Raw genomic sequence first — 24,456 nt, forward strand, 5'->3', positions numbered from 1 at the left:
CTCTTATCTCTTATCTCTTATCTCTTATCTCTTATCTCTTATCTCTTATCTCTTATCTCTTATCCCTTATCCCTTATCTCTTATCTCTTATCTCTTATCTTCATTCTGACTTATCTTTAATCCGTGATCCTATTTACCCGTGAATATTTAGCGTGTTACTCTGCTCGAACTAACAGCATGAATGGATTATCACGATGTAAATCAGTCAGTAATAGCTCACTTATTTTCACATGCTAATTCATAGAATTGTGGGGTGTGATTGATATTACAAATTTTATATTTAAAAAGGTAAATAACCATCCTATTTAATAGAAAGAATTACTGATATGAATATATTCTCACGATGTAAACTAGTGAGTAACAGCTCACTAATTTACAGATAACTTACCTCTAATGGTTGAGGGGTTGGCGTGATAAATTTGACTCAGTTTGCTTTATTTCGTGTTTAGGAAGAGCAAAATTATTTGTAATACTACTGTGTTGATATTTTGTCTGTAAATGATTACTAACTAATATGTAGCAGTTCACTTGTTTTGGAGATAGTGAATTGAATTATCTTGTTTTTTATCTATCGCTTGGCTTGTGTGAGACGAATGAGTTAGAGAGCGTAAAACTAGTACCATTGCGGTAATCGAATTGGCGATGTGAATAGATCACTGAGATTTAAACTAGTAAATAATTTACTTTTCTATTTTATTATGTAATGTGACATGTCACGATTTTTTGTTTTTTATTTAAAAATCAATGAATTAGTTTTATAAGGATAAAGTTGATATAAATACGAAATTATTGATTTTGAAATATATGATGTAATTAGCACACGATAACACCATTACTATGTATTAATTAGCTTTGACCTTTGGTGGGTCGCTTCCTAAGAGCGGTTCTAACGATGATAAATTAGATAGTATAAATCAGCCAAAACTGAGTGAAATCGAAAGTTATTATCTTGAATTTCATGATATTTGAGTCCAAATTGAAGGTAGATAATAACTAATGAAACGACGCAAAATGAACAGTTTTATAAGTAGGCAATCAAAATAACCGGCTTATTTTAAATTAAAAGATGGCTTCCTCGATTCAAAAACCATTCTTAATGCTAATCCAGCAAAGACTGTTTCCATCAACCAGCGCTGTATGGTCTGCAACGATGGGCGGCTAATCAATAACAACAAAATTGATCTCGCTATTACAATAATCATAGAGTTTATACTAAGGCTAATTAACATTTTAGTTATTCTAAGTGCTAAGGACGGAACGAGAATACCTCCATATTAGGATAAGATAAATTGTGGAAGTAACGAAAGAGACATAATAGCAATTTTGAGATTTGCTATGCTTATAAAAAATCTCATGATAAATAGCTTAAAAGTACTGTCTATAGGAAGGATTTGGACATTAAATACAGCTCTACCATTTGGTTTTATTGCCTGCCAAGCAAGATAAAGAAGATATAATGCGCCTGCTAAGCGAATATATATATAAAATAAAGCCTAAAGTCATAGCTGTTAATTAAATAAAATTTACTTGCTAATACTGACAAATAGGTCATGAAACTAAATAAATAATATTAGGTTCAGATGTAAATACTATTAAGAGAGCAATAAAGCCGAGTGCCAGTAAATTTGTTTAATCATGGATAATTGAACCCTTTTGAATTTAATAGTTTTCACCACCTATCGTGATAATAAATAAGTGAATATACTTGGATGGATCTTATTTGTACAGGTGTGAATGATTAATGAAAGTCAGAATATTGAAATGTTAATTAAAAATATTAAAAATTAGTAAGATATGCATATACATTATAGTAAAACATTTAAAGATGAACCAAGTAATTATTGTGTAAAGATAGTTAACTAAGCAAATTTTTTAGGTAATAGCTGATGTGAATAAACATACTTAATTAACTATAAAATTGAAATTTAAGTTAGTGTTGAATTAATCTGATTAAATGTTAGGGCTATTTAGTACGAATGAATTGTTTATCAGTATATGGAAAATTATTTTATGTAACTTAAATTTTAGGGAGTGAGCTATTGATGCATACAATATTAAGATTATATATTGAAACTTTTATCTTTTTAATATGGTAAGTTTCAATGATATGAGTGGCTTCATAGAATAATTAGTAATTAATGTTTAATATTAATAGTATCCTTATATCAAATGATTCATAAATTTTGAAAATTTTAAGGGTTGATTGTTTAATTTTAATGGAAAGGTACTCATAAATTTAAGGAAGGAAGTATAGTTAGCATATCTAATGAATAACCTAAGATTTTATCTTCTTAATGAAAAATAATGAAAATGGGAGTTTTTAAGATATTTCTGTTTTAAAAATAATTTTTTGAAATTAATATTATTTTTTCCTAATTAAAATAGGATTAAATAGTTTTCTCTAGGGGGGTTTTATCTAATATTAAGATAAAATAAGGTTGGTTAAACTTAAATACCACTTAAATGAGTATTTTCAAATCATTGAAAATAAAAGGTATTTTTCTTAAATTTTTTCTTTAACTCTTTTTTGGTTTAAAAATATCAAAAAAAAACTATTATTGTTCACAGTTTCCGAAGTGATGTTGATGTGATGAAGAGCGATTTGATTTTTTATTTTATTAGAGATTATCAAATTGATTAGTGACTGGTTGGTTACTATTTAAATGATTCATAACTATCCTAAACGATAAGTATCTAAAGGTAATTAGCTATGCGCGATAATTTTGAATTAATGAATTCATATGGTTCATATGATTTGGAAAATAATTCTTCATTTGAATCTAATAATGATGATGAAGAAATAGATCTTTCATTATATAAAGATAAAATATCTAAAGCTATAGGTCAGGTAATACGTGAAAACAGATTAAAACGAGGTATGTCAGGTAAAGAATTAGGTGATAAACTTCAAATTAGTCAGCAGCAAGTATCTAGATATGAGCGTGGTGTTAACCAAATAGATCTACCTAAATTTATTTGCTTGATGAAAATCTTAGAAATAAGACCTTATGTTATATTTGAAGTAATCAATGACGTATCTATTTTAAATTAGTGATAATTAATTAACAGTAGATGAAGCTATAATTGGTTTTAATTATCACCAATTATATCCTTATCTATTTTAATAATATTAAATTGGATGAGCAACAAGACTAATAATAATCTATTTTTATATGATAGATGAATTTTTATATTAAACTATAAAGGAAATAAAATGAAATTAGCTAAGCTAGCAGTTGCAACCTTATTTGCAGTATCTGTTTTACCATTAAGCTCAATGGCAGATAACACGGGTACAATTAACTTTGTTGGATCAGTAGTTAATACTCCATGTAATATTGCACAATCATCTTTAAAACAAACTGTTGATTTCGGTCAATTATCTCGTAAAGCATTAGAAAGTGGTAAAGCAGCAGAAACTGATTTTGATATTAAATTCACAGGTTGTGACTTCACTAATTTTAGTAAAGATGCTCAAGGTAACCCAGTTGCAGTGAAATCAATGGAATTAGTTTTCACAGGTCAAAGCTACGCAGATAAAGAAAATACTTTACTCTCAACTTCTACTGGTAACGTAAATAACCTGGGTGTTGCGATCGATGGTTTTGAATTTGGTAAAGCACAAGATGTATTAGCTCGTGTTGTTAATCTAAAAGGCGACAATACTTTGACATTTAAAGCATTAGCTAAAGCAATTGATGTTTCTAAAGATGTAGCTGAAGGTAAATTTAGCGCTATCTCTAACTTCCGTATTACTTACCAGTAAGTATCTGGATTAACCGCCAGCATTCCACTGGCGGTACTTTAATACTTTTAAGGGAGAAAAGGGTGGCTGTCTATCTGCGTCTAAGCTTTCAAATAACAGGGATCATGTTTGCACTAATGTATGGTTGTTCTGCAATATTTGCAGCAACAGAAATTGGTTCGAGGCATGAAGGAATAACCCAGCTCGTTGGGAGTGTGATTTCAACACCATGCTCTATCACCATGGATAATCGCGATCAAACTGTAGATTTCTCACCGTTAACTTTACCCATGTTATCGACGGAATCCTCACGAGAGCAATATCTTCAACAGTTTGACATTGAACTTCATGATTGTGGCAGTGTGTATTCTTTTGTTGATAGTAAAACTTGGACAATACGTTTTGATGGTCAAAGTGCAGAGCATATAAATGCATTTGTACTGCAAGGCCCTTCCCAAGGATTGGGAATTTCCGTGCTCGATAACCAAATGCGAAAACTAATACCAGGACATAATTACCCCTTATTTAATAATGTATTACTGCAAGATAAATCCGGGAAAACACTATTTTTGCGTTACTTTCTGCAACTCGAATTGACAGGAAAGCCTATTCAAGCGGGAAGTTATCAAGGACTGATTCGTTTTTTTATCGATTATCAATAAAACACAGAAATAATCCCCTCAATGAAATGGATGTTGAAGGAAAACTATTATCGGATTTGGGATGGTACAGGGCATGATGTTCAAACTTAGCAATATTAGGCAAGCCGTTTTATTAGCATTAAGTGTTACCGTATGGACAGCGCATGCTACTGAATTTAATACTGATGTATTAGATGCAGAAGATATTCAAAACGTAGATATGAGCCAATTTTCTGTTGCTGGGTATGTACCACCAGGTAATTATGTTTTAACAGTATTTGTTAATGGCCAGCGTTTAGGTGCTCCTCGTGATATCACAGTATATGCACAAAATAATGATGTAGAAACACCAATGGAGTTGACGTGTATACCGGCAGATATGTTGGATTTATTGGGGTTAAAAGAATCAGTACGAGAGCAAGTTACTACGACACATGATAAACAATGTTTGAATCTATCAGCCTTAACAGGTGCTCAGCTTAACGTAGAGCTTTCAACCTTATCACTAAAAATGACCATTCCACAGTCATGGATGGAATATCGAGATCCTAACTGGATACCGCCTGCCTTATGGGAGGACGGGATTAATGGTGCATTTATTGATTATAGTGCAACAGCGACAGCGACAGAAGAAACTGCGGGTAATAAACAGATTTATTTATCAACTAATGGAACCGCGGGAGTCAATTTAGGCGCTTGGCGCGTTCGGGGTGACTACAATGCCACTTATCAAAAGCAACATGGTGGTACAAATCCATTAGAAACGCATCAATTTGATTTTAGTCGGCTTTATGCATTTACGTCGTTGAAGACAATAGCTTCTCTCTTGACGTTAGGAGAAAACTATTTTTATTCCGATGTATTTGAATCATGGCAGTACAGTGGGGTTTCATTAGAAAGTGATGACCGTATGTTACCACCAAAATTGGTCGGTTATGCGCCAGAAGTTATTGGTGTCGCCACAACCAATGCCACTGTGACTGTACGCAGTCAAGACCGCGTTATTTTAGAAACAACTGTTCCACCAGGGCCTTTCCGTATTCAAACATTAGACAGCGGTATTCGTGGGGTCTTAGATGTCACAGTACGTGAAGAGAACGGAGAAGAAAAAAAATTCAGCTTGAGTACAGCATCATTGCCTTATTTAACTCGACCTGGTCGTATTGTTTATAAATTAGTTGCAGGTAAAACTCGTTATGATGGTCATCATTTAACTGGAAAACCAGTTATTGGAGGCGAGCTTTCTTATGGTTTATCTAATGCATGGTCATTGTATGGTGGATCACAGGTTAATGGCGATTATCAAACTGTTGCTATAGGTATTGGGCGAGATTTATTCGCTTTCGGTGCACTGTCATTGGATATCACCCAATCTGTCGCTCACTTTAAACAAGAAAATTTACAAGGGCGTTCATATAGATTGAATTATGCAAAATCTTTCGATGATTTACGAACCGATATTACGTTTGCAGGTTATCGTTTTGCGGATAGAAATTACCGTACATTAACGCAGTTTATGGATGAAGATCGTACTGGATATGTGAACCGTGCGCCAAAAGAAAACTATCAAATTTATCTAAATAAATATTTTGATAACTTTAATATTTCTCTTAATTATCAATACAGTACTTACTGGCAAGATAAACCACAAACTCAATATGGTTTATATGCAAGTACCAATATTAGCATTCCTGGGCTATCTCAGCAAAATGCAAACTTATCAATTTCAGCTACACGAACAGAGCGTGATAGTGGTTATAAAGATGATGCGATTAACTTATATCTTACGGTTCCATTATTTACAGGGAATAGCCTGACATTTTCAGAAAACTACTCGCGTTCAGGTGGGAACAATCAATATAACCATAATATTGGTTATAGCGGATATAGCGATCGTGATAACTATAATTTAAGTGTGGGTTATAACCACGGGCAAAATATGGATAGCCAATCAAGTATTAGTGGTTATTATTCACGCGACTTATCACAGGCTAATCTTTCAGCAAATGCGAGTTATGTACCTCACCAATATCGTAGTTTTGGTGCATCAATTAATAGTGGTATTACTGCAACATCTCATGGCGTCGCACTACATCGTAGTGCAAATGGTGATACACGATTAATGATAGAAACACCAGGTGCTAGTGGTGTGCCATTAGATAGTGGAGTGATTAAAACTAATGGATTGGGGTTAGCTGTGCTCCCAAATATCAATAGCTATCGTAAGTCTACTGCGTCTATTAATACCAGTCAGCTACCTGAAAACATGGAAACGTTAGCATCGACAACAGATATTACATTGACGAAAGGTGCAATTGGTTATCGTAGTTTACCCGTGATGAAAGGGGAAAAATTATTTGCCATTTTATCACTGAAAAATGGCAAAAACCCACCTTTTGGCGCGAGTGTACGCAATGTCGATAATCGTGAATTAGGTATTGTGGGAGAAGATGGTGTGACTTGGTTAGTAGGGATTTCACCACGAGAAAGGCTATCTGTTCATTGGGCTGGTGAAAAGCAGTGTGAGCTTTTATTGCCTGAAAATATGGATACCAAGTCCAATATGTTATTGCTGCCATGTTTACAATCAAATAATACTGTTATGGCCACGCCTTCAGTACCACGGACTCAAATAGAGTCTGAATAATTTTAAAAGTATTTAATTTATTTTTATGAGGTTAACTATGTTTCATTTACGTTTACGCCATGGGCTACTGGCGACATTACTTTCAACAACTGCACTAATATCAATGAGTGCTCATAGTGCCGTAACGTTAGATAGAACACGGATTATTTTTCCAGGCACAGAAAAATCCATCAATGTCACCATTTCTAATGACAATCCTGAAGAAGCTTATTTAGCGCAGAGTTGGATTGAAGATTTAAAAGGAAATAAATTAACCAAAGGCGCAATTTTGGCCACTCCCCCTTTGCAACGAATTGAACCTAATAGCAATAGTTTGATTCGTTTAAGTACTACCCCTGAATTGGGAAAATTGCCACAAGATCGTGAATCTGTATTTTATTTTAATTTACGGGAAGTGCCACCAAAGTCTGCAGAGGGTAATACACTGCAGATTGCTTTGCAGTCTCGAGTAAAATTATTCTATCGACCTACCAGTATTTTGTCTGAGTCTGAAACAAAATGGGCACATAAAGTGACATTAACTAAGACTACGAAAGGGTATCGTATTAATAATACAACACCATTTAATTTAACTGTGATTGGGTTAGGTAATAGTAAAGCACAGGCTGAACAAAATGCTTTTAATGTGGTAATGGTACCGCCAAAATCTGCACAAGAAGTTTCTTCACCAGCTTTATCAACACCTTATCTTACTTATATTAATGATTACGGTGGAAAGCCAACACTTACTTTTAGTTGTCAAGGTGAGGCATGCTCTGTCACGGGTGAACTTTAATTTCTATCGTAATAATGGGTGGAAGTAAGAGGATAACATAATGAAAAAACAGAAGATGATTTGGTTATTACCGCTTATTATTGGGAGCATCTTCAGTGTTTCTGTATGGGCTAAGAGTCTTGTTGCGAATACACCAGTAAAACAATCCGATTATGAATTATCACATCAAGGATTGGTGAAAGTAAACGCTACAGTATTTAACGCACCTTGTAACTTTCGCACGGACATAAAAACAAGGAAAACAATACTGACGGAGTGTGGTGCTGGTTCAGTATTTGGTGCAATGAAAGTATTCGATAGTGCAGCGAAAACTCCCGTATCGTTCCAATTGTACGATGTCCAAAGAGGTTATACTCATACTCGTCATGCTATTTATTTACGCAATGGCGATAATCTTATTAATTTACCTTTATTTATGGAAAGTAATAGAACATATCGATTAGAGGTGAGTTATGAATAAGATAAATAAACTTAGGTACCTGTTATTAATTCCATTTTTTTTAGGGGCACCGTTAGCATATAGTTCCAATACTCTTGATGTTGAATTTAATGGTGAATTAATCGCTACGGCATGTCAAATATCATCAAAATCAATTAAGCAGGATGTCCCGTTGTATAACTTACGTTGGCAATTTATTAATGAAAATGGTTCTAGTGCCGTAACACCATTTTCTATTGCTATTGATAAATGCAGTGCAATGGATTTGAAGAAAATTATCAAACTAACGTGGATAAGCAATAAATTAATTACTGTAAAAGGTGACAGTTTCATCGCCACTGAGGGCGACAGTAATGTCCTCTTAGGGTTAGTAGATAAAGATGAACGACCCATTATATGGAATAAACCAATGAGCGTCGGTGCTATTTCTGTCGTTGATAATACACAACAATTAGATTTTGGTGTTTTTGTTCGAAAACCGCCAACAGGCGAAGCAAAGACAGGTGATTTTTCGAGCATAATTATGTTTAATGTGGAGTATGAATAGTGAAAATAATCAATCAGCTGAACCGATCTTGTTTGCTACTATTCTTATTACAACCTTTATTTAGCTATGCAGATGTATTACTCGATGTTACGGCCACAATGATAGAACCTACTTGTGATATTCGCAGTGAAAATAATAGCTCACCATTAAAAATTAGCTTTGGAACACTTAATATCGATGATGTGAATAAATCAAAGGCAGTTAATAATTTCCCACTTTATATTACGGGCTGTAATTTGAATAAAAATCTTGCCATTATATTGAGCCCAAAAGGAATGGGAACATTATTATATAACGGAAAGAAAATTCTTGCGACGAGCATTAGTGGGTTAGGAATTGATTTTAATGAAGTGACTGGTGGTAATGTTCGTTCTTTAGATGTGAGTAAAAAACAACGTATTTACCCAGAAAATATTAGTAGTTCTCAATCTAAGATTGATTTGCAAGCAAAACTGGTAAGTACTGTACCAGTTAATCAACTAGAAGCAGGTAAATTCACATCTACGATGACGATTGCAGTGACTTATTATTAATGAGATTATTGATTATGCGATATTTTAAAATGAACTATTGGATTTTTCGAATAAATATTTATTTACGTAATAAATTTCAAGAAATTAAATTTCCAAATGTATTTTTTTATAATTTTAAATTAATCCTTTCCTATTTGAGTGTTTTTTTATTATTTAGTACATACACTTACGCTGATTATGCTGCTGTGGTTAAAAATCCCACTAGTGGTTATTTAATACGATTAACAAGCAATAATGCTAAGATCTCTGATCCTGTAATAGGTTCAGATGGGAAAAATTATTATCGCATCGGTAATCCTATCATTATTCAGGAAAATGCTTCGTCTGTTACTATTTCAGGAACAGCCTTATGTATGGGAAAAAAGTGGGCACCAAACTTTCAGGGTCTTCTTGAGGCTAATAATGCTTTCCATCGACTCTTCATATCTATACCAGAACTGGGGATCAAAATTGAGGGCATAAATGCTTATAGAATCAACAATAATGTTGCTGTGACAATTGAGTCAAAGATGACTAATAAATGGGTTAATATGAGCGCGGGTGCTTGCTCAACATGGTTGAACCAGCTAACAGCAAGTGTATCGGATTTTACTATGCAATTTCCAATTACTGTTACTTTCTACATTAATGAAAAAATTATTGATAACCAAATTGTCATTGCAGGTATGGATCTTGGTGGGTATGTTAGGGCATATACTGCTAAACGTACTACACCACCTTTTAGTAGCTGGCCAATTGGTGAGTCAACGGCACCTATGCGCCTAGCTTCTTCAGTACTTAATGTTGACTCCTCCTGTAAAACCACGACCAGTACTGGTCAGGCAAGTACCCTTAACTTAAAACATGGGCATTTAAATAGCTTGAATTATGATAGCTTGGTTACAGAGAAAGTGACTTATAATTGTACGTTTTCGAAATCGACAGATGTTCGATTACGCTTAGATTATGCAACCGATGGTGATCCCCAAAAACGATTACCGATGATTAATGCGACTAATAATGAAGATAGAATATACAGTGAATTAAAAATGGTCGATGAATCAACAGGGCAATCAGGAACCGATTTTAAAGTGAATATAAAAGATTTAAAAACCATTACTATTAGCAGTCATCTTCAAGGAAAAAATGCGGTTGCCGGTGATTATCGTGGCTCAGCATGGTTGATTGCAACCTTTGATTGAAATTATCACAACAAAGAATTAAATAATCACTCTATAATAATTTCTTGATTGATTACATGGATTTTTTCAACTTTACCGAATCACAAATATATGTGATTCGGTTTTTTTTTAATCATCTAGATTAACTTTAATGTATCTATGGTTGACAATACACACCATGTTGTTCGGTGGAAGAAATAAAATACCCACCATCTCCCTGAGGGTAAATGGAAAGATCCATATTAGAATCTTTATAAATATAAGCATAAGAAAATATATTTTCTAAAATTTCATTTTTTGCATTATCGCTTTTATATGTAATTATTTCATTTGTATTTAGATTTAATGTGTTTTTAGATTGCGTATAGCTGAAAAATACTTTCCTATTTATTATAGATGAATCATTTCCATTTTTGATATCTCCTTTTATTTTAATCCAACCGTTATTTTTACTTAAAGCCAAATTAAAATAAATATGTGATATAGTATCTTCATTCAATGATTTCATTTTCAATTTTGCACTGCAACTTATATTTGAAAAATCATCTTTTTTGTTTAAAATAAAAATAAGAGCTGCGGATATAACTAAAAAACAGGATAAATAAAATACATTAATTAGTTTCATGAGGGGTTTTTCCTATGATGTAATAAGAAATACAATCGTTAGGGCGTAGATTGAACCGGCTAAATTTATTTTCACAAACTAAGAAGGAAAAGTCATTTCTATATTTATAACTTTTTAAGTAAACTATTCTATATCGTTCATCTAAATTAGCGGTTTCTTTTTCGATTAGCTTTAAATGGTTATCGTCATGGTCATTGTCATAATTACAATATATATTCTTACCTTTTAAGTTTCCACAATGTTCATAATTAAATAATGTTTTTTTATTATCAGAAATTGCATTTTGAAAAAAATAAAAATAGATAACAAAAAACAAAAATGACAATAACAATATGGGGATATATTTTTTATTCTTTAAAGCAGTAGCAGTAGCAGTAGCAGTAGCAGTAGCAGTAGGATTAATATCTTTTTCTATTGTATTTTGTTTTTTTTCATCATCAATAGCAATCAATTCCACTTCTAATTTTTCAATGTGAACATTGTTATTGATTAAATACCCTTTTCTTGGTACTGTCGTGATAATGTTACTTTTTAGATGAAGCTCTTCAAATGCTTTTCTAATTAATAGGATGTTTTGATAAAATGCATTATTAGTAACGTACTTTTCTTTTTCCCCCCATCCTATTTTAAATAATTCCTGCTGTGTTGTTATATTACCACTATTATCGATAAGGTGTTTTAATATCCTTGTTGATGGCGCTAATAATTTTTTATTTACGTTTAAGCTTCTAGATATCAACTCCCCCTCATTATAATGGAATTCAATATCATTATTGATAATATATATCATAAATTGCTCGTTATATTTAATTCGTAGGAATGAGAATTGAATGAATTTAATTATTAATTATAACATAATAATTAAATTCATGTGAAGCTTCATAATTTGAGTGATTTATTGTTTGATGTTTTATTCTAGTTATTACTTTTAAGTATTTAAAAAAGAGTGGATTAAATTAAATTAATATCTGATTGAGTAATCGTAAAAGGAGTGATGGGGTTGTGGATGATTATAAATCACTTTTTAGATGAGGGTAGTCTGTATGCGATAATCGTTATTGTATATTTTCATTCTATTTACTATTAAAGTTACCGTAGCTATATTTATATTTTAAAAAATTTAGAGTTAATCTAAGTTTAGGAGATTTCCGTATGATATTAATATAGATTGGCAATGATTTTAGTTGTGCTTGTCACATTAATTATTAATGTATTTAATTTTACTTCACATTTCTTAGCGTTTTTTATATTTAAACTCGGAAATTGTTAAAACTAATCGTTATTGTTGGGTTTTTGTTATGCCGCGACCGCTAATGTTTGTTTTTGTTTTTAATATGTTAATTTCACCCATGATAAAAATAAATTAACGTTACAAAATATTTTATTACGTAATAATAATTAAGTTAAAATAATTGATTAAATGAAAAAAAATAACGTTTTTTAAGCGTGAGGAAAAATTTTATTTTAAATATGAAAGTTCTTCTATTAGATTTCCTTTAGAAAGTTGCTCTAATATCATTTTAAGCCAAGGTGTAAACTGTTCAGGGGTGCTTTCTATTTCATTACGTAATTGGGATATTGTCACCCAGCGAGTTGCGGCAACTTCATCAGGATTAGGACTTACTTCTTGATTATAATGACCAACGAACAGATGGTCATACTCGTGTTCTATCAACCCACCACTCACATCAGAATGGTAAATCAAATGGCCAGCAGGGGAAATCGCTGTAGAAAAACCAAGTTCCTCTATTAATCTACGTTTTGCTGCATTCAAGGTAGTTTCATTGGGGCGTGGGTGGCTACAGCAGCTATTTGCCCATTGACCGGCAGAATGGTATTTATGAGCAGCTCGCTGCTGTATTAATAATTCGCCTTTATTATTGAAAATAAATACAGAAAATGCGCGATGTAACTTCCCTAATTGGTGTGCTAATAGTTTAGGCATCGTGCCTATTTCAGTATCATTTTCGTCAACAAGAATTATATTTTCATTCATAATATATCTTAGTGGGTGATGAAATGTTAGACCATAGTATTATAGTTTAATACTTCTTATTTGTAGATTTGAGCTGTTTAAATGTTGGTTATTTGTTAATTATTAAAGCTTACAGTGATGAATATTAAGATAGATTTGTCATTCTTCGAGTTGCTTGATTGTTGCATTCGCTTAACTTTACTTCTACAAGTAACTCGAACTATTTTAGGTATAAAAACGGTGAGCCTAATAAAAACTATTTTTGCTGTAGCACCCATACCGCAGCCTCAACCCGTGATTTTAGATTTAGCTTTTTGAGTAAATGTTTAACATGAACTTTGACGGTACTTTCCGCGATATCGAGCTTACGAGCGATCATTTTATTTGATAATCCTTGTGAAATTAACTCTAAAATATCGGACTCTCTTGGTGTTAAAGAGAGAAGACTACTGTCTGTTTGCGGGCGATTATCTCTTAAGGACTCAGCAAGCACTGACGTCAATGCTGGGCTGACAACCATCTTGCCACTTGCTGCTTCTTTAAGGGCAACAATAAGTTCTTCGGGTTCCATATCTTTTAATAAATAGCCATCCGCGCCACGTTTTAGCGCATTCACAAGGTCATCTCCATAATTAGATACGGTGAATAGAATGATCCTTCCTGATAATTCACGTTTTCTGAGTTCATCGAGAGTTTCAAAGCCGTTCATGCCCGGCATATTGAGATCAAGTAAGATAAGATCAGGATCTTGCTCTTCTGCGATTTTTATTCCTGTCATTCCATCGCCAGCTTCGCCAATCACTAATAGTGATGGCTCAAGGCTAATCAGTTGCTTAACGCCACTTCTTAACATGGGATGATCATCGATAAGTAAGATTGTTGATTTTTCGTTCATTATATTTGTAATTTCCATAAATTGTTTTGCTTTAAATAATTAAGCTACTGATTGAGAGAACGTGATTTTAACTTCGGTTCCCCCTTGAGATCTTGGAATAATCTCGAATGTGCCATTGAGGCTGAGTGCTCTTTCTCTCATTATAATCAAACCGTAGTGGTTTTGTTTGTCTGGTGAAGGGCCAATTCCTTCACCATTATCTTCGATTGTAATGGTAATGACGCCTGAATTTTGCTGGAGTGTGACTTGTGCCCAGTTTGCATGCGCGTGTTTTAGAATATTGCTCAATGCCTCTCTGATTATCTGTATGATATGAATAGATTGGTGTGGAGTAATACTTTTTACGGGGAGATCATAATTTAATAAAATTTGAAATCCCATTCGCTGACTAAATTCGCTAATTGTTCCTTCAAGTGAGGGAAGTAATCCTGGCTCCATTAATTTTAAGCGGAATGTCGTTAAAAGTTCTCTAAGTTGGCTGTAGGCGGTATTAATTTCACTTCGCATTTCGCTGAGTAACTGCTGATGCTTTTCAGGTAATGATTCAGGTTGCATTTGTAAGTAGCTAATTTGCATTTTTAGGCAAGAGAGTGATTGTGCTATGGAATCATGTAGTTCTCTTGCTATAGCCGAACGTTCATCCATAATTAGCAATTGTTGTTGCTGCTCTATTTGATGTTCCATCGCTAGCATTCCTGAAATTTGTTTAGCCAGTACCAGAACTAAATTGTTTTGTTCATTTGATATAGCTTCGCTCGTTTCTATTTCTGCGACAATCACGCCATATCGATGAATATTGTCCGATAATTCCCACAATAATGTTTTTGGGTGAAGAACTGTTTCTCTTGGCAAGGGTTGCTTATTGTGATTAAGGCTATTTTGGGTATCGTGATGATCCATTTCATCTGAAGTACAGTAAATTTCATGAAAATATTTTTCATTACTGTCTTCATATAGCCTTAAGCTGAGATTTTTTAATATCGTAATATTTTTGAGTTCACCAAGGACTTTTTGTAGCCTTAAGTCGAGTGGTTTAGCAGAGTGCAGTATTTGGCTTGATTGATAAAGATATGAAAGTACACGATTTTTATTACGCAAATCTGCCGTTTTTTCCGCCACTCTTGATTCTAATTGGTGATAGCTTTGAGCTAATTCATCTGACATTTGGTTCAATGTTAGCCCTAAAGCATTTAATTCATCTTGCGTATTATTAGCTGGGTATCGTTGACTAAAATCTTTTTGTCCGATGGTATTGACCATAGAAAGAAGTTTTTTCCATGGATAGTAAATTTTACGCCTAAGGTGCCAAATTGTCCCCATCAATAATAAAAAGACTAAACAAATAAAGATCATTTGTGTCATTGCGACATAGGCTATTTTTCGTTCTGTTTTTTCATCAATGTCATGAACTAGTTCATCGAGTTTATTAACGAACCCAATCACTTCATATCTTGCGTCATTTGGTGCGGAAGCCTTATTAAGCGCAGGACGTAAGATTTCTAACCAAAAGGTGTGTAGATCAGTCAATTTTGCTGTTAAGTCTTCAGCTTTAACAACTTGAGTTAATTCGGGATTGGATAAATCATGTTCTAAGGCATCTAGATATTTTTCCGAGTGTGCATTTAGAGGGACTAACGAAAGCAAGCGATAGCTTTGCATCCTAAGTGAACCTGATGTATTAATCGCATGCGCATTACCTTGCACACTGATAATCATACGATTTGATATTGTCATGCCAATAATGCCGAGAATAGCAATGAGTAACATCAACCCGATGACTTGATTGATGATTGAAAATCGACGATGAAAATTCGGCATAATAAATTCCTTCAAAATATCCCCGTCATACTTCAATTTGCATGGTTGTTGACTTCACTCAGCTAGCCGAGTCACATAGTTTATCTATGATCCCCGCCTATCTTCACTTGTCGCCTACATGCAACTTGAATTATATATTTCAAGTTACTAAAGTCTGCTACCCAAATTATTGGGGGCATCGACCTTTCGTTATGTTTCTTTTTCTTAAGGGTTGTATTGTTAATAGATTGCTTAAAATTAAATATACTACTTGAGGGTTAACCCTAAATATCCAGTCGATAGAATAACGTAAATATTGATATAAAAGTAATCTTCATAAATCTATTTTTATTATTAATATTTAAATAGTTACTATCAGCTACTCCCTCTACTACTGATTAAGGTTGCTGCTATAGTGTGCAAAATCTAAGTTGAATCTCTCTTGATTTAGATCAGCCTAGTGGTTGCTAAAGCATCACAAACTTGCCTCGAAAATGATATTTATCGAGGTAGGTCATGTCTCAACGAACAGATTTGAATGTAGCAATAAAACAATCTGGGTCTATTATTCAGGATTGGCGTCCTGAAGATACCCAGTTTTGGCAACAAACAGGCCAACGAATTGCAAATCGTAATTTGTGGATTTCTATTCCTAGCTTATTACTTGCGTTTTGCGTTTGGATGTTATTTAGCGCTGTTGCCGTTAATTTAAATAAAGTGGGATTTAATTTCACCACAGATCAATTATTTTTATTAACCGCGCTGCCTTCCGTTTCTGGAGCACTTTTACGCGTACCTTATTCTTTTGTTATTCCGATTTTTGGTGGACGCCGTTGGACAGCAATGAGTACCGCTTTTCTGGTTATTCCTTGTATTTGGTTAGGATTTGCCGTTCAAGATTCAACAACGCCGTACAGTATCTTCATCATTATTTCACTTCTTTGCGGTTTCGCTGGCGCTAACTTCGCGTCAAGCATGGCAAATATCAGCTTCTTCTTTCCTAAAGCACATCAAGGTGGGGCGTTAGGCCTCAATGGTGGGCTAGGTAATTTAGGGGTTAGCGTGATGCAGCTGGTGGCACCATTTATTATTGGTGTCGGTGTTTTTTCCTTTATGGGAGGAACGGGCACCTTACAACAAGATGGCTCAATGCTATGGCTGGAAAATGCAGCATGGATTTGGGTTCCTTTCTTGTTGTTTTTCACCGTAATGGCTTGGTTTGGCATGAATGATTTAGCTGCCAATAAAGCATCTTTAAAAGAGCAATTACCCGTCTTAAAGCGTGGACACCTTTGGATTTTAAGCTTTTTGTATCTCTCTACATTTGGTTCATTTATTGGTTTTTCTGCTGGCTTCGCAATATTGTCCAATACGCAATTCCCAGATGTCGTTATCTTAAAATTTGCCTTCTTTGGCCCTTTTCTTGGTGCTCTAGCTCGCCCAATTGGCGGCATGTTATCTGACCGATTTGGTGGCGTAAAAGTGACTTTGATTAATTTTATCGTGATGACCATTTTCTCAGGCTTATTATTCCTCACATTACCTGAACACGGTCAGGGCGGCTCATTTATTGCGTTTTATGGTGTGTTTATGGTGCTGTTTTTAACTGCGGGACTTGGTAGTGGCTCAACATTCCAAATGATTGCAGTGGTGTTTCGCAAATTAACTATCGATCGCGCAATGTCTCAAGGTACATCAGAACAAGAAGCACAGAAACAAGCAGTAACAGAGAGTGCAGCTGCATTAGGATTTATTTCAGCCATTGGAGCAATTGGCGGCTTCTTCATTCCGAAAGCATTCGGTACCTCGCTAACGCTAACTGGCTCACCTGCTGGCGCGATGATTATTTTCTTTGTGTTCTATATCTCTTGTGTGCTTATCACTTGGTTAGTGTATGGGCGTAAGCACAAATAATAACAATCAATAAAATGACTTAAGCAATGTATGGCGCAATTGGCGTCTCTTTGGAGGTAATCCGAATGAGCAAATTTATAGATAGATTTCGTTATTTCAAACAGCTAGGTGAGACTTTTTCTGGCGATCATGGGCAAGAATTAAATGTAAACCGTGATTGGGAAGATGGTTATCGTAGCCGTTGGCAACATGACAAAGTTGTACGCTCGACACATGGCGTAAACTGTACCGGTTCATGCAGTTGGAAGATTTATGTCAAGAATGGATTGGTGACATGGGAAACTCAGCAAACTGATTATCCACGTACTCGTCCTGATTTACCTGATCATGAACCAAGGGGCTGCCCACGTGGTGCAAGCTACTCATGGTATCTCTACAGTGCCAATCGCGTTAAATATCCAATGGTTCGTAAGCGCTTACTTAAATTGTGGCGCGAAGCGAAAGCAGAACATCAAGATCCAGTGAATGCATGGTTTTCCATCATTAACGATCCACAAAAAGCGCAAAGCTATAAGCAAGCTCGTGGTCGTGGTGGTTTTGTACGTTCAAGCTGGCAAGAGGTGAATGAGCTGATTGCTGCGGCTAATGTCACAACTATCAAAGAGTTTGGTCCTGACCGAATTATTGGCTTTTCGCCAATTCCAGCGATGTCGATGGTTTCTTATGCATCGGGGGCACGTTATTTATCATTAATTGGTGGTGCTTGCCTGAGCTTCTATGATTGGTATTGCGATCTACCACCTGCTTCGCCAATGACTTGGGGTGAGCAGACCGACGTACCAGAGTCTGCTGACTGGTATAACTCCTCTTACATTATTGCATGGGGATCTAATGTTCCTCAGACACGGACACCCGATGCACACTTCTTTGCTGAAGTGCGTTATAAGGGAACGAAAACAGTTGCAGTAACCCCCGATTATGCCGAAATTGCGAAACTGTGTGACCATTGGCTGAACCCAAAGCAGGGTACAGATAGTGCGATGGCGATGGCGATGGGGCATGTCATCCTCAACGAATTCCATGTAAAACGTGAAGCAGAATACTTCCGTGAATATGTTCGCACTTATACCGATATGCCAATGTTGGTGATGTTGGATAAACGGGAGGATGGCTCTTATGTTAGTGGCCGTATGCTGCGCGCTTCTGATTTAATTGATTCACTTGGTGAAGAGAGAAATGCCGAGTGGAAAACGGTTGCGATTGATCAAGCAACAGGAGCGCTATGCGCACCACAAGGTTCGATGGGATTCCGTTGGGATGATAGCCACAAATGGAACCTTGAACCTCGCAATGCGAAAGATGGCCAAGAATTTAAAATGCAGTTGAGTCTTGCTGATTCTTCTGATGAATTTGTTGACGTTGGTTTTCCTTACTTTGGTGGCCTCGAAAGTGAATATTTCCAAAGTGTGGAGCTAAAAGATGTATTGCTTCATAAGCTGCCAGTTAAGCGTATTCAGCTGGTGGATGGTAGTGAATCCTTAGTGACTAGCGTCTATGATTTGATGCTAGCAAATTACGGTATTGACCGTGGATTTGGTGATGAAAATTGCGCCGTAGACTACGATGATATGAAAGCATATTCACCTGCGTGGGCGGAAAAAGTCACCGGTGTGAGTCGTCAAAATATCATTCGTATTGCTCATGAGTTTGCCGATACTGCTGAAAAAACTCATGGACGTTCAATGGTTATCGTCGGAGCGGGGATCAACCACTGGTATCACATGGATATGACCTATCGTGCGATTATCAACATGTTGGTTTTCTGCGGCTGTATTGGGCAAAGTGGTGGTGGATGGTCACACTATGTTGGACAAGAAAAATTACGCCCTCAAACTGGTTGGTTACCACTGGCTTTTGGTCTAGATTGGCAACGTCCACCTCGCCATATGAACAGCACTTCATTTTTCTATAATCATTCCAGCCAATGGCGCTATGAAACCGTCAGTCCTGAAGAGCTATTATCGCCATTAGCGGATAAAAAAGCGTTTAGTGGTAGTCTGGTTGATATGAACGTGCGAGCTGAACGCATGGGCTGGTTACCTTCTGCACCTCAATTAAATGTTAATCCGTTAACGATTGCTAAAAAAGCGCTAGCTGAAGGATTATCTGTTGCTGACTACACTGTCAAACAGCTCAAAGAAGGGACTATTCGCTTTGCCGCAGAGCAGCCAGATAATCCACAAAATTTCCCACGTAATTTGTTTATTTGGCGTTCCAACTTGTTGGGTTCCGCAGGTAAAGGGCATGAGTATCTATTGAAATACCTTTTGGGGACTGAAAATGGAATTCAAGGAACCGATTTAGGTCAGCAAGGTGGAGTGAAACCTGAAGAGGTTGAATGGGCAGATAAAGCAGCCGAAGGTAAAGTCGATTTGGTGGTAACTCTCGATTTCAGAATGTCCAGTACGTGTCTGTTTTCTGATGTGGTTCTTCCTACCGCCACGTGGTATGAAAAAGATGATATGAATACGTCGGATATGCATCCGTTTATTCATCCATTATCTGCTGCCGTTGACCCTGCTTGGGAATCTAAGAGTGACTGGGAAATTTATAAGGGAATAGCGAAAGCATTCTCTGAAGTGAGTATGGGGCACTTAGGCAAAGAAACCGATGTGGTGACATTACCGATCCAACACGATAGTGCCGCTGAAATGGCACAACCTTTTGATGTACGCGATTGGAAAAAAGGTCAGTGTGAGCTTATACCCGGAAAAACCGCGCCACACATTATGGCGGTTGAGCGTGATTACCCATCCACTTATGCACGTTATACCTCATTAGGACCTTTACTCGATAAATTAGGTAATGGTGGTAAAGGGATTAGTTGGAATACGCAGGATGAAGTCGATTTTTTGAAAAAATTGAATAAAACCCAGCCAAGCGGTGCTAATGAAGGGCGACCAAAAATTGAAACAGCGATTGATGCCGCAGAAGTCATTTTAACCTTAGCACCTGAAACTAATGGACAGGTTGCGGTTAAAGCATGGGATGCGCTAGGAAAAATTACGGGTCGTGATCACACCCATCTTGCTCGCAACAAAGAAGATGAAAAGATCCGTTTTCGCGATATTGTCGCCCAGCCGCGTAAGATCATTTCTAGCCCAACGTGGTCGGGTCTAGAAGATGAGCATGTTTCTTACAATGCTTGCTATACCAACGTACATGAAATGATCCCTTGGCGTACTTTGAGTGGCCGCCAGCAGCTGTATCAAGATCACGAATGGATGAGAGCCTTTGGTGAGAGCCTTGTGGTTTATCGCCCGCCGATTGATACACGTGCCGCCCAACCATTGATGGGTAAGAAACCCAATGGTTTCCCAGAAAAAGCACTGAATTTCTTAACCCCACATCAAAAATGGGGGATCCACTCTACCTACAGCGATAACTTACTGATGTTAACACTCGGTCGTGGCGGGCCTGTGGTGTGGTTAAGTGAGGAAGATGCACGTCAATTGGGCGTTGAAGACAATGATTGGATTGAAGCTTTCAATAGCAATGGTGCACTTACTGCAAAAGCGATTGTCAGCCAGCGAATTCCCGATGGCATGATCATGATGTATCACGCACAAGAAAGACTGATCAATCTACCGGGCTCAGAAATTACCGCGCAACGAGGCGGGATCCATAACTCAGTCACCCGTGTCTGCCCTAAACCTACCCATATGATTGGTGGGTATGGTCATCTTGCTTATAGCTTCAACTATTACGGCACAGTAGGTTCAAACCGTGATGAATTTGTGGTGGTAAGAAAAATGAAACAGGTCGATTGGCTTGATGGTGAACAAGATGGCTACCAGCAAGTATTGAGCGGTAAGGAGAAAGCATAATGAAAATTCGTTCTCAAGTCGGCATGGTGTTGAATCTCGACAAATGCATTGGTTGCCATACCTGTTCCGTGACCTGTAAAAATGTCTGGACCAGCCGCGAAGGTGTGGAATACGCGTGGTTTAATAACGTCGAAACTAAACCCGGTATTGGTTATCCCCATAACTGGGAAGACCAAGAAAAATGGAAAGGTGGCTGGATCCGCAATATTAAGGGTAAATTGGTTCCTCGAATGGGGAATAAAATGGGTGTGTTATCGAAAATATTCGCCAACCCAGATGTGCCAGCCTTAGATGATTATTATGAGCCATTTGATTATGACTATAGCAATCTGAAAAATGCCAAAGAAGGCAAACATGTGCCAACGGCTCGACCGCGTTCGTTAATTACTGGTCAGCGAATGAGTAATGTCACCATGGGCCCTAACTGGGAAGATGACCTTGGTGGTGAATTTAGCAAACGCGCCCAAGATAAGAACTTTGAAAATATTCAAAAGGAGATGTACGGGCAGTTTGAAAATACCTTCATGATGTATTTACCGCGTCTGTGTGAGCACTGTTTAAACCCTGCCTGTGTTGCGACATGCCCGAGCGGCGCTATCTATAAGCGTTCTGAAGACGGTATTGTGCTTATCGACCAAGACAAATGCCGTGGTTGGCGTATGTGTTTGACGGGTTGTCCGTACAAAAAAATCTACTTTAATTGGAAAAGTGGCAAGTCAGAAAAATGTATTTTCTGTTATCCACGTATTGAGTCAGGTATGCCAACGGTTTGCTCTGAAACTTGTGTTGGGCGCATTCGCTACTTAGGCGTGCTACTTTATGATGCCGATAAAATCGAACTAGCAGCGAGTACTGAAAAAGAAACCGATCTATACCAAAGCCAACTTGATGTGTTTCTCGATCCGCATGATCCCAAGGTTATTGAAGAGGCGCAAAAACAAGGGATCCCACTGAGTGTGATCGATGCGGCTCAGAAGTCACCTGTGTATAAAATGGCAATGGAATGGAAATTGGCGCTGCCATTACACCCTGAATATCGCACGTTACCGATGGTCTGGTATGTGCCACCTTTGTCACCGATTCAGTCAGTGGCAGATGCGGGAATACTCGCGAATAGTGGTGTCCTACCGGATGTTGAAAGTTTGCGTATTCCTGTACAGTACCTCGCCAACTTGTTAACGGCGGGGGATGTTGAACCTGTTCTATTGGCGCTGAAACGAATGCTAGCTATGCGGCATTATAAACGTGCAGAAACGGTTGAGAATCAATGTGATACCAGTGCATTAGAACAAGTTGGATTGACTGAGTCTCAAGCACAAGAGATGTATCGCTATTTAGCCATCGCTAACTACGAAGATCGTTTTGTGATCCCATCTAGCCATCGTGAACTTGCCCGAGAAGCATTCCCTGAAGCGAAAGCATGTGGTTTTAGTTTTGGTGATGGTTGCCATGGTAGTGACAGTAAGATGAATTTATTCAATAGTCGCCGAATTGACGCTATTGATGTGACACCAAAAACATCACAGGAGAAAACACTATGATGTCATTGAAAGTGATTTCTCGGTTACTTGATTATCCATCAGAAGAATTATGGAAACACCGTGATGAGCTAATTATCGCTTTAGAACAAGCCGACGAGCTACCGTTTACGCGCGCAATCCAATTGATGATGTTTGTGCGCGAATATCTCAATGAAGATCTATTAGATATGCAAGCACAATACTGTGAGCTGTTTGATAGAGGGCGTGCAACATCTTTACTGTTATTTGAGCATGTACATGGGGAATCGCGTGATCGAGGACAAGCGATGGTCGATTTAATGGCGCAATATCAGCAACAAGGCCTCCAGATTGACTGCCGCGAACTGCCGGATCATTTACCGATTTACTTGGAATATCTGACCGCACTTGCACCTAATCAAACTCGTGAAGGTTTAAACGATATTGCCCCCATCTTGGCTCTATTGGGTGAAAGGCTGAAGCAGCGCCAAAGCCGATTTGGTATGTTGTTTGACTTGCTACTTGAGCTTTCAGACACTGCAATCGAAACCAGTCAATTGAGTGGCAAAGTTGCATCAGAAGCGCGTGATGATACACCTGAAGCACTGGATGCCGTTTGGGAAGAAGAGCAAGTTAAATTCTTTGCAGATGAAAAAACGTGTGGTAGCGAAGTTTCTGCTCATCAACAACGTTTTGCCAATGCGGTAGTCCCTCAATATTTGAACCTTGATGCTGATTATAATACGGGAGTTCAAAAATGAATTTTATCAATCAATTCTTCTTCGATATCTACCCGTATATTGCTGGTACGGTTTTTATTGTCGGTAGCTGGCTGCGTTATGATTATGGCCAATACAGTTGGCGTGCAGGTTCAAGCCAAATGCTGGATAAAAAGAATATGCGTTTAGCTTCCAATTTATTTCACATCGGGATTATTGGTGTGTTTGTGGGGCATTTTTTTGGCATGTTAACACCTCATTGGATGTATGAATCATTCTTGCCAATGCATATTAAGCAGTTAATGGCGATGATTGGTGGTGGCGCTTGTGGGGTAATGGTACTGATTGGCGGCGCGATGCTATTGAAGCGTCGCTTAACGAATCCACGCGTCAGAGCTACCTCGTCATTCGGCGATATCATGATCCTCACCTTGCTGGTGGTACAGGTCTGCTTAGGCTTATTGACCATTCCATTTTCTGCCCAGCACATGGATGGTAGTGAAATGTTGAAGTTAGTGGGGTGGGCGCAATCTGTTGTGACATTCCATTGGGGAGCATCTCATTACCTTGAAGGTGTCAGTCTGATTTTTAAACTACACCTTGTTTTGGGGATGACACTGTTTTTACTCTTTCCATTCTGCCGTTTGGTCCATATTTGGAGTGCGCCGATTGAATATATTACGCGTCGCTACCAACTAGTGAGAAATCGCCACTAAAT

20 protein-coding genes are annotated in these 24,456 nt (G+C 36.9%); 14 read left to right on the forward strand and 6 right to left on the reverse strand.

All coding sequences use genetic code 11. The features are described 5' to 3' along the window. Positions 1 to 1,274 precede the first annotated feature (1,274 nt). Entirely contained in the window at positions 1,275 to 1,481 is a 207-nt protein-coding gene (locus tag OOA_RS20930) for a LysE family transporter (protein ID WP_336431281.1), read from the reverse strand. A gap of 1,229 nt (positions 1,482 to 2,710) precedes the next feature. Here OOA_RS20930 and OOA_RS15980 point away from each other — a divergent pair. From OOA_RS15980 to OOA_RS16020, 9 genes are all read left to right on the forward strand, one after another. After that, positions 2,711 to 3,052, forward strand: coding sequence for a helix-turn-helix domain-containing protein (locus tag OOA_RS15980; protein WP_008913204.1), 342 nt, complete (start codon positions 2,711 to 2,713; stop codon positions 3,050 to 3,052). Positions 3,053 to 3,214: 162 nt separating this feature from the next. Then, a complete protein-coding gene (locus OOA_RS15985; RefSeq protein ID WP_008913205.1) occupies positions 3,215 to 3,766 on the forward strand; it encodes a fimbrial protein in 552 nt (183 codons plus the stop codon). A 62-nt stretch (positions 3,767 to 3,828) separates the two neighbouring features. Next, on the forward strand, positions 3,829 to 4,407 hold the full coding sequence (locus OOA_RS15990) for a fimbrial protein (RefSeq protein ID WP_008913206.1): 579 nt from the start codon (positions 3,829 to 3,831) through the stop codon (positions 4,405 to 4,407). Between the two features lie 61 nt (positions 4,408 to 4,468). After that, entirely contained in the window at positions 4,469 to 7,033 is a 2,565-nt protein-coding gene (locus tag OOA_RS15995; RefSeq protein WP_008913207.1) for a fimbria/pilus outer membrane usher protein, read from the forward strand. A 37-nt stretch (positions 7,034 to 7,070) separates the two neighbouring features. Further along, positions 7,071 to 7,808, forward strand: a complete 738-nt coding sequence (locus OOA_RS16000; RefSeq protein WP_008913208.1) for a fimbrial biogenesis chaperone — start codon at positions 7,071 to 7,073, stop codon at positions 7,806 to 7,808. A gap of 40 nt (positions 7,809 to 7,848) precedes the next feature. After that, positions 7,849 to 8,268 (forward strand): hypothetical protein, encoded by a 420-nt coding sequence (locus tag OOA_RS16005; protein ID WP_008913209.1) that lies wholly within the window; start codon positions 7,849 to 7,851, stop codon positions 8,266 to 8,268. Next, positions 8,261 to 8,794 carry a fimbrial protein gene (locus OOA_RS16010; protein WP_008913210.1) on the forward strand — a complete coding sequence of 178 codons (534 nt, stop codon included), beginning with the start codon at positions 8,261 to 8,263 and terminating at the stop codon, positions 8,792 to 8,794. The genes OOA_RS16005 and OOA_RS16010 overlap by 8 nt, the downstream gene beginning before the upstream one ends. Further along, positions 8,794 to 9,327 (forward strand): fimbrial protein, encoded by a 534-nt coding sequence (locus OOA_RS16015; protein ID WP_008913211.1) that lies wholly within the window; start codon positions 8,794 to 8,796, stop codon positions 9,325 to 9,327. Before OOA_RS16010 ends, OOA_RS16015 begins: the two co-directional genes overlap by 1 nt. Before the next feature lie 29 nt (positions 9,328 to 9,356). Next, positions 9,357 to 10,508, forward strand: coding sequence for an adhesin (locus tag OOA_RS16020; RefSeq protein WP_236611258.1), 1,152 nt, complete (start codon positions 9,357 to 9,359; stop codon positions 10,506 to 10,508). A gap of 136 nt (positions 10,509 to 10,644) precedes the next feature. Here OOA_RS16020 and OOA_RS16025 read toward each other — a convergent pair whose 3' ends face one another. The 5 genes from OOA_RS16025 to narX form a co-directional block, all read right to left on the reverse strand. Further along, the gene (locus tag OOA_RS16025) at positions 10,645 to 11,112 is read right to left on the reverse strand and encodes a hypothetical protein (RefSeq protein ID WP_008913213.1); all 468 of its coding nucleotides are present in this window, start codon (positions 11,110 to 11,112) and stop codon (positions 10,645 to 10,647) included. After that, positions 11,099 to 11,902 carry a winged helix-turn-helix domain-containing protein gene (locus OOA_RS16030; RefSeq protein ID WP_008913214.1) on the reverse strand — a complete coding sequence of 268 codons (804 nt, stop codon included), beginning with the start codon at positions 11,900 to 11,902 and terminating at the stop codon, positions 11,099 to 11,101. The genes OOA_RS16025 and OOA_RS16030 overlap by 14 nt, the downstream gene beginning before the upstream one ends. A gap of 669 nt (positions 11,903 to 12,571) precedes the next feature. Then, a complete protein-coding gene (gene idi, locus OOA_RS16035) occupies positions 12,572 to 13,108 on the reverse strand; it encodes an isopentenyl-diphosphate Delta-isomerase (RefSeq protein WP_008913215.1) in 537 nt (178 codons plus the stop codon). Positions 13,109 to 13,343: 235 nt separating this feature from the next. Beyond that, positions 13,344 to 13,982, reverse strand: a complete 639-nt coding sequence (narL, locus tag OOA_RS16040; protein ID WP_008913216.1) for a two-component system response regulator NarL — start codon at positions 13,980 to 13,982, stop codon at positions 13,344 to 13,346. Between the two features lie 39 nt (positions 13,983 to 14,021). Then, positions 14,022 to 15,800, reverse strand: coding sequence for a nitrate/nitrite two-component system sensor histidine kinase NarX (narX, locus tag OOA_RS16045; RefSeq protein ID WP_008913217.1), 1,779 nt, complete (start codon positions 15,798 to 15,800; stop codon positions 14,022 to 14,024). A gap of 495 nt (positions 15,801 to 16,295) precedes the next feature. Between narX and OOA_RS16050 the strand changes: the two genes are divergently transcribed. From OOA_RS16050 to narI, 5 genes are all read left to right on the forward strand, one after another. Beyond that, positions 16,296 to 17,693, forward strand: coding sequence for a NarK family nitrate/nitrite MFS transporter (locus tag OOA_RS16050; RefSeq protein ID WP_008913218.1), 1,398 nt, complete (start codon positions 16,296 to 16,298; stop codon positions 17,691 to 17,693). Positions 17,694 to 17,758: 65 nt separating this feature from the next. Then, positions 17,759 to 21,520, forward strand: coding sequence for a nitrate reductase subunit alpha (locus OOA_RS16055; protein ID WP_008913219.1), 3,762 nt, complete (start codon positions 17,759 to 17,761; stop codon positions 21,518 to 21,520). After that, complete coding sequence (gene narH, locus OOA_RS16060) at positions 21,520 to 23,061, forward strand: nitrate reductase subunit beta (protein ID WP_008913220.1); 1,542 nt, start codon at positions 21,520 to 21,522, stop codon at positions 23,059 to 23,061. The genes OOA_RS16055 and narH overlap by 1 nt, the downstream gene beginning before the upstream one ends. Next, complete coding sequence (gene narJ, locus OOA_RS16065; RefSeq protein WP_008913221.1) at positions 23,058 to 23,780, forward strand: nitrate reductase molybdenum cofactor assembly chaperone; 723 nt, start codon at positions 23,058 to 23,060, stop codon at positions 23,778 to 23,780. Before narH ends, narJ begins: the two co-directional genes overlap by 4 nt. Beyond that, positions 23,777 to 24,454, forward strand: coding sequence for a respiratory nitrate reductase subunit gamma (gene narI, locus OOA_RS16070; RefSeq protein WP_008913222.1), 678 nt, complete (start codon positions 23,777 to 23,779; stop codon positions 24,452 to 24,454). Before narJ ends, narI begins: the two co-directional genes overlap by 4 nt. Positions 24,455 to 24,456: the final 2 nt, after the last annotated feature.

Source organism: Providencia burhodogranariea DSM 19968 (assembly GCF_000314855.2).
GTDB classification, from domain to species: domain Bacteria; phylum Pseudomonadota; class Gammaproteobacteria; order Enterobacterales; family Enterobacteriaceae; genus Providencia; species Providencia burhodogranariea.